The following is a 15,892-nucleotide window of genomic DNA, read 5'->3' as shown; positions in this document are numbered from 1 at the left end:
CTCGCTCGATCGCCGGGCCCGCTGGGTCGCTCCAGTGGGCCCGGCGTTCGTCTGAAGGGGCGCGCCTTCGGCTCAGCGGCCCTGCAGCGCCTTCACGTTGTCGCCGAAGGTCCAGCTCCTGGAGCCGTCCCAGTTGATCGACCATGTCATCAGGCCCTTGAGCGAGGTGCCGTAGTGGCGCCAGGCCTCGGAGACCAGGCTCGGTGACATGTAGCCGCCGCCCGCGCCCGACTGGGCGGGCAGGCCCGGGACCTGTTTGTCGTACGGGACCCTGATCGTCGTGCCCTGGACGGTCAGGCCCTTGTTGAGGCAGTCCGTCTGTGCGACGAAGCCCGCCACGGTGCCCGCCGCGTAGGAGTCGCCGGAGCAGCCGTACATGCTGCCGTTGTAGTACTGCATGTTCAGCCACCACAGGCGGCCGTTGTCCGCGTACTTCTTGATGATCGGCAGGTATGCGCCCCAGATCGAACCGTAGGTCACGCTGCCGCCGGTGACGTACGCCGTCTCCGGGGCCATCGTCAGACCGAAGTTCGACGGCATCCGTGCCAGCACTCCGTCGATGATGCGGATCAGGTTCGCCTGCGACGTCGACAGCTGGCCGATGTTCCCGCTGCCGACCAGTCCGGTCTCGATGTCGATGTCGATGCCGTCGAAGTTGTACTTCTTCAGGATCGGGACGATCGTCGAGACGAACTTGTCCGCGACGGCCGTCGAGCTGAGGTCGATGCCCGCCGCCGCGCCGCCGATCGAGAGCAGGATCGTCCGGCCCGCCGCCTTCGCCGCGCACATCTCCGCCGGCGTCGCCACCTTCACCCCGGTGTCCATGCCGTCCTGCCACAGCGCGGTGCCGTCGGAGCGGATGACCGGGAACGCCGCGTTGATCACGTTGTAGCCGTGCGCGGCGATGCGCGAGTCGGTGATCGGGGTCCAGCCGAAGGGTGGGTGGACCCCGTTGGATGAGCCGTCCCAGTTCTCCCAGTAGCCCTGGAGAACCTTGCCGGACGGACGGGACTTCACGGCGCAGGTGTCGGCCGCGGATGCGGTGGGCGCGGTGGCGATCGAGAGTGGTGCGAGAACGGCCGCTGTCAGGGCGGCGGCGAGCAGGCGCAGCCTGTGGCGGATCATGCGAGGCCTCCCGGTGGGGGTGCGGTGAGGTGTCGTAGGCATGACAGTGCTCGTGGTCCAGACCTCTCGTCAATAGGTCTGGACCAAATCGACTTTCCGCGAGTAACACATGACAGGTGACAGATATTGATATTTGTCACCTGTCATGTGAAGGTAGAGGCAGGAACCCACGCGCAATCCCGAAGGAGTCCTCGTGCGTACCCACCCTCTCGGCACCACCGGCCCCCATGTCTCCGCCCTCGGTCTCGGCTGCATGGGCATGTCCGCGCTGTACGGCGAGGCGGACCGGGCCGAGTCCATCGCCACCATCCACGCCGCGCTCGAAGCGGGCGTGACCCTGCTCGACACCGGCGACTTCTACGCCATGGGGCACAACGAGATGCTGATCGGCGAGGCCCTGCGCGCCGCCCCCGCGGCCCGGCGCGAACAGGCCCTGGTCAGCGTCAAGTTCGGGGCGCTGCGCGACCCGGACGGCGGCTGGTCCGGGTACGACGGCCGCCCCGCCGCGGTGAAGAACTTCGCGGCGTACTCGCTCCAGCGCCTCGGCGTCGACCACATCGACGTCTACCGGATCGCGCGTCTCGACCCCGACGTCCCGGTCGAGGAGACGGTGGGCGCGATCGCGGAGCTGGTGGAGAAGGGGCACGTCCGGCACATCGGCCTCAGTGAGGTGGGCGCCGACACCATCCGCCGCGCCGCCGCCACGGCACCGATCTCGGACCTCCAGATCGAGTACTCGCTCATCTCGCGCGGAATCGAGGAGAGCATCCTGCCCGCCACCCGCGAGCTGGGCATCGGCATCACCGCGTACGGCGTGCTCTCCCGCGGTCTGATCTCCGGCCACTTCACCCGCGACCGGCAGCTCGGTGCGAACGACTTCCGCGCCTTCTCGCCCCGCTTCCAGGGCGAGAACCTCGACCACAACCTGGGCCTGGTCGACGCGCTGCGGAAGATCGCCGAGCAGAAGGGTGTGAGCGTCGCTCAGCTCGCCATCGCCTGGGTGCTCTCACATCGTGCCGCTGGTCGGCGCCCGCACCCGCGAGCGCCTGTCGGAGGCGCTCGGCGCACTGGACGTGACCTTGGACGAGGCGGACCTGGCGGCCATCGAGGCGGCCGTACCGGCGGACGCGGCGGCCGGCGAACGCTACCCGCAGGCACAGATGGCGCACCTCGACAGCGAGCGCTGATCCCGGTGCCGGGTACGGTCTAGGCCATGGCACCCAGCACCGAGACCCTGACCGCCGAGCGCATCCTCGAGGCGACCGAGGAGGTGCTGCGCCGCCACGGTCCGGCCAAGGCCACCGTGGTGGACGTGGCCCGCGCGCTCGGCGTCAGCCACGGCAGCGTGTACCGCCACTTCCGTACGAAGGCGGCGCTGCGGGAGGCGGTCACCAAACGGTGGCTGGACCGGACGGCCGCGGCGCTGGCCGGGTTCGTCACCGGCGAGGGGGACCCCGAGGCGCGGCTGCGGGGCTGGTTCCGGGGGCTGTTCGACGCCAAGCGGCACAAGGCGGGGGACGATCCCGAGCTGTTCGCCACCTTCACGGTGCTGACCGGGGAGACCAGCCAGGTGGTCGACCAGCACATCGCGGACCTGACCGGCCAGCTCACGGAGATCGTCCGCGACGGTGCCGCGTCCGGCGCCTTCGCCGCGGCCGACCCGGCGACCACGGCCCGCGCCCTCTTCCACGCCACGGGCCGCTTCCATGACCCGTGCTACCACCGGGAGTGGGAACAGCCCGGCATCGACGCCCAGTTCGAGGCGGTACTGGACCTGCTGCTGAACGGACTGCGGGCCGGCGTCTGACGCGGGCCCGCTCAGGCGACGCAGAACTGTTGCCCTCCGGGCCTCGCATGACCCACCAGTGGCCGGCCATTCCCTTGTCCACCTCCTCGACGCGGGTCGCGCCCAGGGACTCCAGGCGCGCCACGGTCGCGTCGCGGGCCTCCGGGCCGGCGTGGACGTCGATGTGCAGGCGGTTCTTCGTGCTCTTGAGCTCGGGGTGCCTCGCAGCCGCCCCTCAACCCGGCCATGGGCGCTGACGGCGCACGGGCCTGGGCCGGGCCCGGCAGCGGCGTCCAGCTCCTGTCCACGATCGCGCGCGACGCGGTGGACCTGCTCACCGGTCCCTTCGCTCACCGCATCCGCATGTGCGCCGCCGACGACCGCCAGTTGGGGTACGTCGACACGTCCCGGCCCGGACGCCGCCGCAGTGCTCCATGGAGCACTGCGGCAACCGCCACAAGGTGCGGACGCTGCGCGCCCGCCGGGCCGAAGAGGCGTGACCGGCTGCCTGCGGCTCCCTAGCCGTCCGCCGGGTCCACCGTCGCCTGGTGTGCCTCGGCCAGGTGTTCCTCCGCCTTCAGCCAGGGCAGGAACTGCGCGCTCTTGCGCCAGCCGCACGTGTCGCACCTGATCGTGCGCTGCACCCCGGTCCGCTCCACCCGCACCACGTGCTCGCGCCCGTGCTGGTCCCAGCGGCTGACCTTGCTCGTGTTGATCTGCAGCATGACGCCTCCAGGGAGTACCTGTCCGCTTGCGCAGCAAGGAGTGTGCAGCAACAGGAAGATCAATAGGGGGTCTTACGGCGAGTTGACGCACCTGTCACCAAGCCTTCGCCGGAGCGTGCCGACGGCCCCGCGGCCCCCAGAGGGCCGCGGGGCACCGTCCGACGGGCGCCGCGTCAGCTGATCGTGCGCGGCAGGCGCAGGCTCAGGGCGATCGTGAGGGCGACGCCGACCAGCTGGACCAGGAGCGTCGTCACCAGCGCGTCCCGCATTCCCATGCCGGGCACCAGGGCGAGGAAGAGGGAGCCGAGCGTCGCCACGCCCAGCGCCAGCGCCGACTGCTGGGTGGTGATCATGACTCCGCCGCCCACGCCCGCCCGGGCCGGCGGCACCTCGGACAGGATGATCCGCAGCACGATCGGGAGCTGCAGCGCCTGGCCCGCGCCGGCCACCGCCGCGCCCGGCAGCAGTTCCACCGCGCCCAGGTGGGGCCAGGAGCGCCAGGCGGCGAGCGTCATCAGCGCCACACCGACCGCCTGGATCAGCCCCCCGACACTCACCACGCGGGTGCCGAAGCGGGCGACCAGCCGGGGCCCGTACAGCGACATGAGGAAGAACGCCACCGCCATGGGCGTGAGCGCGAGACCCGCCGATACCGGGCCGAGGCCGGCGCCCCGCTGCAGCGCCACCGCGATCACGAACATGAAGCCGCTGAAGCCGATCGAGAACGGCACGATCATGATCAGTCCACGGCGCAGCGACACCAGCGCGAACAGGCTCGGCGGCACCAGCGGCGTGCGGCCCCGCCGGTCCGCGCGGCGCTCCACCGCGTAGAACGCCCATGCCGCGAACGGGAAGGCCGCGAGGGCCAGCCAGGTCCACAGCGGCCAGCCGGCCGCCCGGCCCTCGGTGAGCGGCGCGAGCAGGGTCAGCAGTGCCACGGCGAGCAGGACGGTGCCCGGGCCGTCCACCGGCTCCGGGTGCTGGGAGCGGGTCTCGGGAACGGCCCGCGCGGCCAGGAACAGGCCGACGACCACGACGGGGACGTTGACGAGGAACACCGAGCGCCAGCCGGTGCCCGCGATGTCCGCGGCCACGAGCACACCGCCGAGGATCTGCCCGGCCACCATGGAGAGGCCGGCCGTCGCGCCGTACAGGCTCATCGCCTTGGCGCGGCGCTGCCCGCTGGTCGCCGCCTGGATCGTGGCGAGCACCTGGGGCAGCATCGCGGCGGCGGCCGCGCCCTGCGCGACCCGCGCCGCGACCAGGGTCCAGGCGTTCGGGGCGAGTCCGCACGCCAGCGAGGTCACCCCGAAGGCGGCCATCCCGCCGAGGAAGAACTCGCGCCGGCCGAAGAGGTCGCCCAGCCGGCCGCCGAGGACCAGCAGGACGGCGTACGAGAGCCCGTACCCGGCGACGACGAGTTCGAGGACGGACTCGCTCGCGTGCAGGTCCTTGCCGATCGTCGGGAGGGCGACGTTGACGATGAAGAAGTCGATGAGGGGCAGCGCCGCGGCCAGCAGCACCGTGAACAGTCCAAGTCCGCCCAACTGCGGTGCCGTCACCGGCGAGCGGACGGTGCGGGATGTAACAGTTTCGGTCACGCCATCGAGCCTGCACTCACTCTCAAGGTGGTACCAGAGTCTCTTTATCCTGGTAGAAGTACTACCTGGCAACAGGGTCCGGCGCGCGGCAGGCTGGGGGCATGGCGACCATGGTGCAGGAGACGGCGGCGGTCCGGGAGCCCGGGGAACACGGCTCCCGCGAGGCGCCCGCATCCGACATCCGGCGGCACGAACTGGCCGCGTTCCTGCGGCACCGCCGCGAGCACATCACCCCCGAGCAGGTCGGACTGCCGCGGGGCCGGCGCCGCCGCACGCCCGGGCTGCGGCGCGAGGAGGTCGCGCAGCTCTCCGCCGTCGGCGTCACCTGGTACACCTGGCTGGAACAGGCCCGGGACATCCAGGTCTCCGTCCAGGTCCTCGACGCCCTCGCGCGCACCCTGCTGCTCGACGCCGGTGAGCGGGCGCACCTGTTCAACCTGGCCGGAGCCGCCGACCCCGCGCCCGGCGCGCACTGCCCGTCGGTCACCGACGCCCAGCGCATGCTGCTGGAGCAGCTGGAGCCGCTGCCCGCCTGCATCTCGAACAGCCGGTACGACATTCTCGCCTACAACCGGACGTACGGGCTGCTGTTGTGCGATCTCGACGCCGTCCCGCCGGCGGACCGCAACTGCATGGTGCTGTGCTACACGAACCCGCAGTGGCGGGCGGCGATCGTTGCGCTCGAGGAGACCACGCGGCTCATGGCGGCCAAGTTCCGCGCCAACATGGCCGACCACCTCGGCGAGCCCGCCTGGAAGATGCTGCTCAAGCGGCTCATGACCGAGTCCGCCGAGTTCCGAGAGACCTGGGAGCGGCACGAGGTGATGATCGCCCGCAGCAAGCGCAAGCAGTTCCTCAACGCCCATGTGGGTCTGCTGACCCTGGTCCACACGGATCTGTGGCTGGGGCCGCACAACGGGCCCCGCATGGTGACGTATGCGCCGGCCGACGAGGAGTCCCGCAGGAGGCTGGAGAGGTTGCGGGCCATTGCGTTGGAGCGCGAGCGCGTGGCCGCCTAGCGCTGTGCGCCGACCCCTGCCGCGTCCCGTACCTCCTCCTCCTGGAGCCGGTCCGCCGTGCGTTGTGCCGTCGTGCGGGCCCAGCGGCCCGTCGTGAGGGCGCCGAGCAACAGGACCGCGAGGCCGCAGCCGGTGAGGATCCACCAGCCGGGCCGCGCGGCCGGGACGAAGGCCTCCTTGTAGGAGCCCGAGTGGATGCCCGCGGCGAGGAGCGCGCCGACCACCGCGACGCCCAGCGTGCCGCCGATCTGACGGCTGGTGGAGGCCACCGCCGCGGCGACACCGGCCTGGGCGCGGGGCATGCCGGAGACGGCGGTGTTGGTGATGGGCGCGTTCACGAAGCCGAAGCCCAGGCCGAAGAGGACGTAACCGATCACCAGCGTGACGTTCGAGGTCTCGGCCTCGAAGGCCGCGAACAACAGACCGCTGGCCGTCATCGCGATTCCGGCCGTCAGGAGGGGGAAGCGGGGGCCGCGGCTGCCGACCAGACGGCCTGAGACCGGGGCGCACACGAAGCACATGACCGCCATCGGCAGCATCCACAGGCCCGCGTGCAGCGCGTCCAGACCACGCACGTTCTGCAGGTACAGCGTCGACAGGAACAGGAACCCGCTGAGCGCCGCGAACGCGCTGATCGCGACCACCGTCGCGCCGCTGAACGGCACGGAACGGAAGAAGCGCAGGTCGAGGAGGGGTTCGGTGCGCCTGGGCTCGTACCCGAGCAGGGCGAGCAGGGCGGCCAGCGCGATCGCGCCGAGGACCAGGGTGTGCCCGGCGGACGAGTTCGGCGCCTCGATGATCGCGTACGTCAGGGACCCCAGCAGGGCGATCACCAGGAGCTGGCCCACGGGGTCCGGGCGGCGTGCCTTCGGGGCGCGCGACTCGGGGACGTACATGAGGGTGAGCAGCAGCGCGGCGACGCCCACCGGCAGGTTGATCCAGAAGATCGAGCGCCAGCCCACCGAGTCGACCAGCAGACCGCCGATGATCGGGCCCGCCGCCATGGATATCCCGACCACACCGCCCCACACGCCGATCGCGCGGGCACGCTCGCGCGGATCCGTGAAGGTGTTGGTGATGATCGACATGGCGACCGGGTTGAGCATCGAACCGCCCACCGCCTGCACCATGCGGAAGGCGACGAGCGCGTCCAGGTTCGTGGCCAGGGAGCACAGCAGCGAGCCGAGGCTGAAGACGATCAGGCCCGCGATGAAGACGCGCTTGCGGCCGATCCGGTCGGCGGTGGAGCCCGCGAGCATCAGCAGCGAGGCCAGGACCAGCGTGTACGCGTCGATCGTCCACTGCAGGCCCGCCACGCTCGCGTGCAGTTCCTTCTGCATCGAGGGCAGCGCGACGTTCAGGACGGTGTTGTCGAGGCTCACGATCAGCAGGCTCATGCAGCAGATCGCGAGCACCAGGAGGCGCCGTCGGGGGCTGAGCTCGGGCATACGCTCCATCGTACGCCGATGTCGATAGTGCGGTTAACTAATGACTGCTGCATGATCCCGTGACGGATACCCCTCGATGTACGTGACAATGGGGGAATGTCCACGCCCACGACGAACCCGGCCACGATCGACCCGGCCACGATCGACCCGGCCACGATCGACCCGACCACGACGAACCCGGAACTGCGCATCGGCCCGCACCATGTGCAGCCGCCCGTCGTGCTCGCGCCCATGGCCGGCATCACGAACGCGCCGTTCCGCACGCTGTGCCGGGAGTTCAGCGGTGGCAAGGGACTGTTCGTGAGCGAGATGATCACGACCCGGGCGCTGGTCGAGCGCAACGACAAGACCATGCAGCTGATCACGTTCGACGCGACCGAGCAGCCGCGCTCTATCCAGCTGTACGGCGTGGACCCGGCGACCGTCGGCAAGGCCGTCCGCATGATCGCGGAGGAGGACCTCGCCGACCACATCGACCTGAACTTCGGCTGTCCGGTGCCGAAGGTGACCCGCAAGGGCGGCGGGTCCGCGCTGCCGTACAAGCGCAACCTGCTGCGGGCGATCCTGCGCGAGGCCGTGAGCGGCGCGGGCGACCTCCCGGTCACCATGAAGATGCGCAAGGGCATCGACGACGACCACATCACCTACCTGGACGCCGGGCGGATCGCCGTCGAGGAGGGCGTGACGGCCATCGCGCTGCACGGGCGCACCGCCGCTCAGCACTACGGCGGTACGGCGGACTGGGACGCCATCGCACGGCTGAAGGAACACGTTCCGGAGATTCCGGTGCTCGGCAACGGCGACATCTGGTCGGCCGACGACGCGCTGCGGATGGTGCGTGAGACGGGCTGCGACGGAGTGGTCGTGGGCCGGGGCTGCCTGGGGCGGCCGTGGCTGTTCGCGGACCTGGTGGCGGCCTTCGAGGGACGCACCGGGGCCCGTGCCGGAGGCGCCGATGGAGGCGGTGTGCGCCCTGCCCTCCGCGAAGTGGCCGACGTCATGGTCCGGCACGCCACGCTGCTCGGCGAGTGGATCGGCGACGAGGCGCGCGGCGTCATCGACTTCCGCAAGCACGTGGCCTGGTATCTGAAGGGCTTCGCGGTCGGCTCGGAGATGCGCAAGCGGCTCGCGATCACGTCGTCCCTGGCGGAACTGCGCGCCGGCCTCGATGAGTTGGACCTCGACCAGCCCTGGCCGGTGGGCGCCGACGGGCCCCGCGGCCGTACGTCCGGCAACAACCGGGTGGTGCTGCCGGACGGCTGGCTGAAGGACCCGTACGACTGCGCGGGCATCAGCGAGGACGCGGAACTGGACACGTCCGGGGGCTGAGGCGGGGGCCTAGTTCTTCGACGGGTGCGGGGTGGAGCCGTAGGCCGTCAGGAAGCGGTCGCGGAACGAGCTCATCTTCCACACCGGGGCGTCGTGCGCGGGCCGCAGTCCGTCCGACCAGCCCCAGTCGGCGATCTTGTCGAGCACCTTCGGGTCCTTGGCGACGATCGCGCACGGCACGTCACGGCTGGCGTGGTTCCCGCTGACGCGGGAGATGGGCTGGTGGTCGCCGAGGAAGACGAGCACGGTGTTGTCGTTGCCGTAGCGCTCGAGCCACTGGGTCAGGGCGGTCACCGAGTACTGGACGGACTTGCCGTACTCCTCCTTGGACCGGGTCGAGTCGGCGATGATGTCCGCCGGTTTGTTGCCCGCCTTCTGGATGGCGTCGAAGATCGAGCCGTCGCCCAGCTGGTCCCAGCCGACCATCTTCGGGATCGGCGCCCACGGCTGGTGGCTGGAGGTCAGGATGACGAACGACGCCAGCGGCTTGTCGTGCTTCTTGCCGTGCACTCGCTGCTGGAACTGCTCCAGCGTGTACTGGTCCGGCATGGTCGACCAGCTGAACTTCGGCCCCTCGTAGCCCAGTTGGAACGCGTTGTAGACCTTGTCGAGGCCGTACCACTTCGCCTCCGGCCAGCCCTTCTGCACGCCCGGCATGACGCCGACGGTGTCCCAGGCGCCGGTCTTCTTGAACGCCTCGGTGAGGGTGAGGTGGTCGCTCGCGGTCACCGTGCGGTAGCGGTTCTGGTTGTCGACCCACAGGCCCGACATGAACGTGGAGTGGCCCAGCCAGCTGCTGCCGCCGTATGTCGCCGAGGTCAGCCAGCCGCTCTTCGCGTGGAAGCCCGCCTCGGCCAGGGCCTGGGTGCTCGCGTCGAGTGTCTTGTCGACACCGGGCGCCATGATCGGATCCTCGACCGCGCTGCGTCCGTAGCTCTCGATGAACGTGAAGATCATGTCCTTGCCGCGCAGATCGGGCACGAGCTGGGAGGCCGGGGTGTTGCCGAACGCGTCGGCCTGGGCGGTCTTGGCGAACTCCCGCTCGTCGCGGATGGTCGCGCGAAGGTTGTCGGCGCGGGCCTGGAGCAGCGTGACGGTGTGGTCGGAGGCGAGCTGCATACCGCTGACCTGGAGGCCGAGGGCCGTGCAGGTCATCCACACCATGCTGAGGACCAGGACGGTGCGTGTGGTGGTGGTGCGGTGCCGGGCCATCACGTTGCTGACCCGGACGACGGCGAGCGCCGAGACGGCGGGCACGACGAGGAGGAGCGCGACGGCCAGGACCAGGACACCGACGGCGCCCGCTCCGCCCAGCGTGTCCTTGAGGTAGGCGTACGCGTCGCTGAACAGGGGCCAGTCGAGGATGACGTTGAAGCCGCGGCCGAGGTACTGGTAGAAGCCGATGTCGAGCAGGTCGAGCAGGGTCAGCACGCCGAGCGTGATCCCGCCGAGCCAGGCCACGACCAGCCGCGGCCGCCGCGGCAGGGCGGTCAGCACGACGGCGCCGATCAGCGCCTCCACCGGTATCCGCAGGAACACCGTGGGCCGGAAGCCGGGTTTGTTGGGCAGGAGGAACGAGGCGACGACGAGGGCACCGGCGAGAACGGTGACGGTGATGCCGAGTACACGGGCGGCGACGGGGTGAGCGGCCCACCAGGTGCGCAGGCGGCGGGGGCGGCGGGGGACGGCGGTCGCCGCGGGCCGGGCCTCCGTGTCCTGCGGCGGCTCCTGCGCCGCATCGTCCGGTCGCTCCTCCTCCACCGGCAGGACTCCGTCCGTGGCCGCCCCAACCTTGTCCGTCATCTGTCGTGAGCGTGTGTTGAGAGGCAACCCGAGGGTCCTTCCGTGCGAAGCCCGTGGTGGACGGCGGGCCACGCCGGGGAGGCTGGGGCCCGCCGTCATCCCGTACGGGCGGCCGCGTACGTGCGTTCAACCACGGCGCCCCAGCGCTCGGCAAACACCCGGCAAATCCCAGGTCAACCGGCCCCCGGCGCCGCGCTAGGCGCCGCCGACCGCGGTGAGCAGCGCGAGCGGGGTCGCCGCCGAGCGGGACTCACGGACGCAGGCGTGCGGATACGGCACCGGCTCCGGATGCGTGTCGCGGCCGTACCCGGCGAGCACCTCAGGCAGCCGGTGACCCGTCACCGTCGCCGCGTCGACCAGCGCGTGCGCGACCGTACGCGCCTCGTCGTGCAGCCCATAGCGCGCGAGCCCCAGCGTGATGAGCGCGTTGTCGTGCGGCCAGACCGAGCCGCGGTGGTACGACAACGGGTGGTACGCCGCCTGGTCCGCGGCCAGAGTGCGCACGCCCCAGCCGGAGAAGAAGTCGGGCTCCAGCAGGCGCCTGCCCACCAGCTCCCCGTACTGCTTGTCCAGCAGGCCCGACCACAGCAGATGGCCCGCGTCGGACGCCAGCGCGTCCACCTGGCGGCCCTCGCCGTCCAGCGCCAGCGCCGGGAAGGCGTGGTCGTCCATCCAGAAGTCCCGCTGGAAGCGGTCGCGCAGATCTCCCGCCGTCTGTTCCAGCAACGCCGCGTACACCTCGTCGTCCCACACCGTGCGTGCCAGGTGCGCGGTGCGGCGCAGTGCGTCGTACGCGTACCCTTGCGCGCCCGCCGCCATCACGGGTCCGTTGGGACGACTGCCGTCGGCGCCGCAGATCGCGCCGGGAGAGTCCTTCCAGTTCTGGTTGGCGAGACCGCCCTGGTCGGCGCGGTAGACGAGATAGCCGCGCGAGGTGAGCCCGCCGTGGTCCAGCATCCAGCCGATCGCCGCGCGCGCGTGGGGTTCCAGGCGGCGGGCCGTCGCCACGTCACCGGTGTGCTCGACGTACGCCCCGAGCAGCACCAGGAAGAGAGGTGTCGCGTCGACCGAGCCGTAGTACCGCCCGTACGGCACCTGCTCGAAGTGCGCCAGCTCCCCGTGCCGCACCTCGTGCACGATCTTCCCCGGCTGGGCCACCGAACGCGTGCCGACCTCGGTCGCCTGTGCCGCGGCCAGTGCGGGCAGCGTGGCCGCGGCCAGCTGCGGGAGGTAGGGCAGTGCGAAGAGGGAGGTGAGGAGCGCGTCACGGCCGAGCAGTGTGAGGAACCAGGGGGCGCCTGCCGCGGGGACAAGCAGTTCCTCGCCGTCCGGGCCCGTCGCCGGGACCTGGAGCGCGGCGAGGTCGGACAGACCCCGTGCGCAGGCCGTGGCCAGCTCGGGCCAGCCGGTGGGGAAGGCCACGCCCTCCATGAACTCGCCTTCCAAGGCGAGAAGTTGGTCGTTGGCCGCGGCGGGGGACGCTGGGACCAACGGGACCTGCGCCGTCCCGTGCGGCCGGGCGGCGACCCGCAGCATCAGCTCCGCCGTCCCGTGCGGCTCCAGGTCCAGCGTCCAGACCAGCCGGCGGGCACCCGTACCCGTCTCCTCCACGGTGTCCGGCGGGGGCTCGGCCGTGACGGTCGTAGAGGACCGCCACTCGCCGCGCCGGTAGCTGAACTCCACTCCGTCGTCGAGGACTTGACGGGAGCGCACGGCACCCGTCTTGGTGTACGTGCGGTGGTCGGAGCGCAGTTCGAACTGGTCGGTGAAGTCGGCGTCCGCGGTGACCGCGATGCGGACGGTCGTCGGCACCGGGCGGTTGCTGGTGACACGCAGCGACTCCACGAACGTGCCGTCGGCGACGGCCTGTTCACGGAAGAGGGTGTGCGCGGGCGGCTCCTGGCGGCCGCCGCGCGGGACGAGGACGCAGCGGGCCGTGTCCCCGTCGGCGACCGGCGTGAGCGTCTCGGGCACGGCGCCGTCGACGGTGAGCTGCCACCGGCTCAGGTGCCGCGCGTCGCGTACGAACAACCCGGCCGGGGAGCCGCCGCCCCGCACCCCGCTGATGTCGCCGCTGTCGCCCACGGCGGCGAACGTCCCGCCGCGCACGAGCAGATGATGCCGGTCCGTCATCCCCGGTCCCCTCCCTTGTCGCTCCTGTCGAACGTGTCGTTGCCCATGAAGGACACGCCGTGTCCGGGGCGTTGGTGCAGCAGGTCGAGCGTGAGGGCGGCCGTCCAGCTGAAGCCGAGAGCGCCGCATGCCTCGCCGGTGTACGGGTCGACGTACTCCGCGAAGTCCGAGGCGTCCGCCGTCTCCAGCAGGGCCTCGCGCAGCCCGTCGGCCTGCGTCTGCTCCCCGTGCAGCCGCAGGCCGGACTCCAGCAGCCAACCGATGTTGAACCAGGCGGGCCCGCGCCAGTACCGGTGCGGATCGAATGCCTCGCCCAGCAGGTCGTAACTCGGCACGAGCCGGGTGGCGCCGCCGAGCCCGAAATGCGGCCCCCGCAGCGTACGGACGAGTGCGGCGGCGACGTCACCGGGGAGGGCGGGCAGGATCAGCGGGACGAGTCCGGAGACGCTGCGCTCGGGGACGAGGGACCCGCCGCGCACGTCCCGGCAGAAGAACATCCCCTCCGCCGGGTCCCAGAGACGGGCGACGAGGGCCGTCGTCAGCCGCTCCGCGCGGGCGTGCCTCGCCGTGCCCGTCGCGCCCAGCTCGTACGCGATCCGGGCCAGCGCGTGCTCCGACGCGATCAGCAGCGCGTTGAACGCCGGGTCCTCCACCGCGAACTCGCCCGCCCGGGGGTCCTCCACCGCGAACTCGCCCACCCGTCTCCCACCCCCACCCTCAACGGAGGCCCTGCGGGCCGCCCCCTCGTCTGCCCCGTCGGCATATTCGCCGTCGCGGTAATCCGTCGCCAGCCGCACGTACCGCCCGTAGTCCAGGTCCGTCGGCCGGTCCTCGGGCGCGCCGTGGTCGAGGTCGGCACGGCGGAAGGTGCGGGCCGGGGCCGGCGTGATCCGGGACAGCGGCGCGTCCCAGGTGGGGCTGTTGTCCATGCCCTGCTCCCAGGGGTGGACCACCGAGGCGAGCCCGCCACCCCCCAGGTCGCGGCGGTGCAGCAGATAGCGGTGCCAGGCCGCGAGCCGTGGGTGGACGCGGGGCAGGAAGCCGCGTGCCCTGGACAGCCCCGGGTCGGCGAGGTGCACCAGCCAGGCCGCCAGCGCGTGCACCGGTGGCTGCACGATGCCCGAGGTCTGTACGGTGCGCGGGGCGCCCGCAGCGCGCCCCGCGGTCGAGGAGCGCCAGAAGTCCGGACTCGGGAAGTACGCGTCGAACGGCACGGAGGGGTTGAAGACGATGTGCGGGATCCGCCCGTCCGCCCACTGGGCGTCGAGCAGCGTCTCCAGCTCCGTCTGCGCCCTCAGCGGAGAGACGTGCCGCAGTCCGATCGCGATGAACGCCGAGTCCCAGGACCACTGGTGCGGATACAGGCCACGCGAGGGCACCGTGGACGTCCCCGTCCAGTTGCCGTCCAGCACCTGTGCCGCCCTGACGTGCAGTGACCCGGCGGGCCGGGCCGGATCGTATACACGCCTTCCGACAGGGACGGTCGCACGCGGACCGGACGCCGGCGGAGGGCTGGAGGTGCGCACGGGACCCGTGAGTTCCGTGCGGCGGGCGGTGAGTTGCGTGGTGCGGTCCACTCAGGTCTCCCCCGAAAGACGTCCGGCCGAGCGGTTCGGAAGTAGCTACCGTAGGGTTACGTCTATTTAACATGCAAAACTCAATATGTAATGCAAGGTTGGTGAACGCAAGGGGGTGCGCATGACCGGAAGGGCGGGGAAGCCGGGCAGCCAGGTCAGCGCCGGAGATCTGCTCGAACTGGTGCGCAGTGGCCGCGCCACGACCCGTGGTGCCCTGCAGCAGGCCACGGGCCTGTCCCGGGCCACGGTCGGCCAGCGCCTGGACCGTCTCTTCCGGGCCGGCTGGCTGCGCGAGGGGGCGGGCGGACCGGTCGACTCCCCGCTCGGCGGCCGACCCTCGATCACCCTGGAGTTCGACGACGCCCACGCGGTGGTGCTCGCCGCGGACCTGGACACCCGGCACGCCCGCGCCGCCGTACTCTCGCTGACCGGCGAGATCCTGGCCGAGCACAGCGGGACGCTGGTCATCGAGGACGGCCCGGACGCCGTGCTCGGCGAACTGGGCCGCTGGTTCGCCGAACTGCTCGAGAAGGCAGGTCATCGGGCGCACGAGGTCTGCGGGATCGGGCTCGCCGTCCCCGGACCCGTCGACAGTGACACCGGCCGGGTCGTCCAGCCGCCGATCATGCCCGGCTGGGACGGCTACGACATCAAAGCGCGCATCGGCCGTGCCTTCGTGGAGCACACCCACGGCTCCGTCGACGTGCCCGTGCTGGTCGACAACGACGCGAACCTGATGGCGTACGGCGAACAGCGCACCGGAAACCCGGACTGCTCGGCGTTCGTCCTGGTCAAAGTCTCCACCGGCATCGGTGCGGGCGTGGTGGTCGACGGCCGGATATACCGCGGCATCGACGGCGGCGCGGGGGACATCGGGCACATCCGCGTCCCCGAGGGCGCCGGCGCGCTGTGCCGCTGCGGTTCGTACGGCTGCCTGGCCGCCGTCGCGAGCGGGGGTGCCGTAGCGCGTCGGCTCGCGGAGGCGGGCGTGCCGGCCGCCTCGGGCTCGGACGTACGGGATCTACTGACCGCCGGGCACCCGGAGGCGGCCGCGCTCGCACGGGAGGCTGGGCGGCGGGTCGGGGAGGTCCTGGCGACCGTCGTGACCCTGCTGAACCCCGGGGTGCTGATGGTCGCGGGTGACCTGGCCGGAACCCCCTTCCTCACGGGCGTACGGGAACTCCTGTACCAGCGGGCGCTGCCCCGCTCCACGGCGCACCTGGACGTGGTGACCTCGCGGCTCGGCGAGCGGGCGGGCCTGATCGGAGCGGGCGCCCTGGTCGTCGAGCACCTCTACGCGCCGGAGCGGGTGGAGGAGCGGCTGCTCGCGCTCGGCGTGTGAAGGG

11 protein-coding genes and 3 pseudogenes are annotated in these 15,892 nt (G+C 71.5%); 6 read left to right on the top strand and 8 right to left on the bottom strand.

Annotated features, from left to right (window positions below; genetic code table 11):
* Positions 1 to 72: 72 nt before the first annotated feature.
* Positions 73 to 1,125, bottom strand: a complete 1,053-nt coding sequence (locus ACZ3TS_RS11495; protein ID WP_467616241.1) for a chitinase — start codon at positions 1,123 to 1,125, stop codon at positions 73 to 75.
* Between the two features lie 253 nt (positions 1,126 to 1,378).
* On the opposite strand from ACZ3TS_RS11495, the pseudogene ACZ3TS_RS11490 reads away from it, so the two are divergent.
* Together ACZ3TS_RS11490 and ACZ3TS_RS11485 are read left to right on the top strand one after the other, a co-directional pair.
* A pseudogene (locus ACZ3TS_RS11490) lies at positions 1,379 to 2,312 on the top strand (aldo/keto reductase).
* 26 nt (positions 2,313 to 2,338) lie between these two features.
* Entirely contained in the window at positions 2,339 to 2,932 is a 594-nt protein-coding gene (locus tag ACZ3TS_RS11485; protein WP_467616239.1) for a TetR/AcrR family transcriptional regulator, read from the top strand.
* An 11-nt stretch (positions 2,933 to 2,943) separates the two neighbouring features.
* On the opposite strand, the pseudogene ACZ3TS_RS11480 reads toward ACZ3TS_RS11485, so the two are convergent.
* A pseudogene (locus tag ACZ3TS_RS11480) lies at positions 2,944 to 3,128 on the bottom strand (VOC family protein); the annotation flags it as partial.
* Positions 3,129 to 3,130: 2 nt separating this feature from the next.
* On the opposite strand from ACZ3TS_RS11480, the pseudogene ACZ3TS_RS11475 reads away from it, so the two are divergent.
* Positions 3,131 to 3,411, top strand: a pseudogene (locus ACZ3TS_RS11475) (CGNR zinc finger domain-containing protein); the annotation flags it as partial.
* Positions 3,412 to 3,429: 18 nt separating this feature from the next.
* Here the strand turns inward: ACZ3TS_RS11475 and ACZ3TS_RS11470 are convergent.
* A complete protein-coding gene (locus tag ACZ3TS_RS11470) occupies positions 3,430 to 3,636 on the bottom strand; it encodes a hypothetical protein (RefSeq protein WP_467616237.1) in 207 nt (68 codons plus the stop codon).
* A gap of 173 nt (positions 3,637 to 3,809) precedes the next feature.
* Entirely contained in the window at positions 3,810 to 5,237 is a 1,428-nt protein-coding gene (locus ACZ3TS_RS11465) for an MFS transporter (protein WP_467616235.1), read from the bottom strand.
* A gap of 101 nt (positions 5,238 to 5,338) precedes the next feature.
* Here ACZ3TS_RS11465 and ACZ3TS_RS11460 point away from each other — a divergent pair, with 101 nt between their 5' ends.
* Complete coding sequence (locus tag ACZ3TS_RS11460; protein WP_467616233.1) at positions 5,339 to 6,256, top strand: helix-turn-helix transcriptional regulator; 918 nt, start codon at positions 5,339 to 5,341, stop codon at positions 6,254 to 6,256.
* On the opposite strand, the gene ACZ3TS_RS11455 is transcribed toward ACZ3TS_RS11460, so the two are convergent.
* Positions 6,253 to 7,704: an MFS transporter gene (locus ACZ3TS_RS11455; RefSeq protein WP_467616232.1), complete on the bottom strand. Its 1,452-nt coding sequence runs from the start codon at positions 7,702 to 7,704 to the stop codon at positions 6,253 to 6,255. The genes ACZ3TS_RS11460 and ACZ3TS_RS11455 overlap by 4 nt on opposite strands.
* A 96-nt stretch (positions 7,705 to 7,800) precedes the next feature.
* Here ACZ3TS_RS11455 and dusB point away from each other — a divergent pair, with 96 nt between their 5' ends.
* Complete coding sequence (gene dusB / locus ACZ3TS_RS11450; RefSeq protein ID WP_467616230.1) at positions 7,801 to 9,033, top strand: tRNA dihydrouridine synthase DusB; 1,233 nt, start codon at positions 7,801 to 7,803, stop codon at positions 9,031 to 9,033.
* A gap of 9 nt (positions 9,034 to 9,042) precedes the next feature.
* On the opposite strand, the gene ACZ3TS_RS11445 is transcribed toward dusB, so the two are convergent.
* The 3 genes from ACZ3TS_RS11445 to ACZ3TS_RS11435 form a co-directional block, all read right to left on the bottom strand.
* Positions 9,043 to 10,836 (bottom strand): sulfatase-like hydrolase/transferase, encoded by a 1,794-nt coding sequence (locus ACZ3TS_RS11445; protein WP_467616229.1) that lies wholly within the window; start codon positions 10,834 to 10,836, stop codon positions 9,043 to 9,045.
* A gap of 195 nt (positions 10,837 to 11,031) precedes the next feature.
* Positions 11,032 to 12,969 (bottom strand): amylo-alpha-1,6-glucosidase, encoded by a 1,938-nt coding sequence (locus tag ACZ3TS_RS11440; protein ID WP_467616228.1) that lies wholly within the window; start codon positions 12,967 to 12,969, stop codon positions 11,032 to 11,034.
* The gene (locus ACZ3TS_RS11435) at positions 12,966 to 14,546 is read right to left on the bottom strand and encodes an MGH1-like glycoside hydrolase domain-containing protein (RefSeq protein WP_467616226.1); all 1,581 of its coding nucleotides are present in this window, start codon (positions 14,544 to 14,546) and stop codon (positions 12,966 to 12,968) included. Before ACZ3TS_RS11435 ends, ACZ3TS_RS11440 begins: the two co-directional genes overlap by 4 nt.
* A 121-nt stretch (positions 14,547 to 14,667) precedes the next feature.
* Between ACZ3TS_RS11435 and ACZ3TS_RS11430 the strand changes: the two genes are divergently transcribed.
* A complete protein-coding gene (locus ACZ3TS_RS11430; RefSeq protein ID WP_467616223.1) occupies positions 14,668 to 15,888 on the top strand; it encodes an ROK family protein in 1,221 nt (406 codons plus the stop codon).
* The last annotated feature ends 4 nt before the right edge of the window (positions 15,889 to 15,892 follow it).

The organism is Streptomyces sp. NPDC022910 (assembly GCF_055561075.1).
The sequence above is the reverse complement of the archived record's forward strand: the minus strand, read 5'-3'. Positions and strand labels throughout refer to the sequence as shown.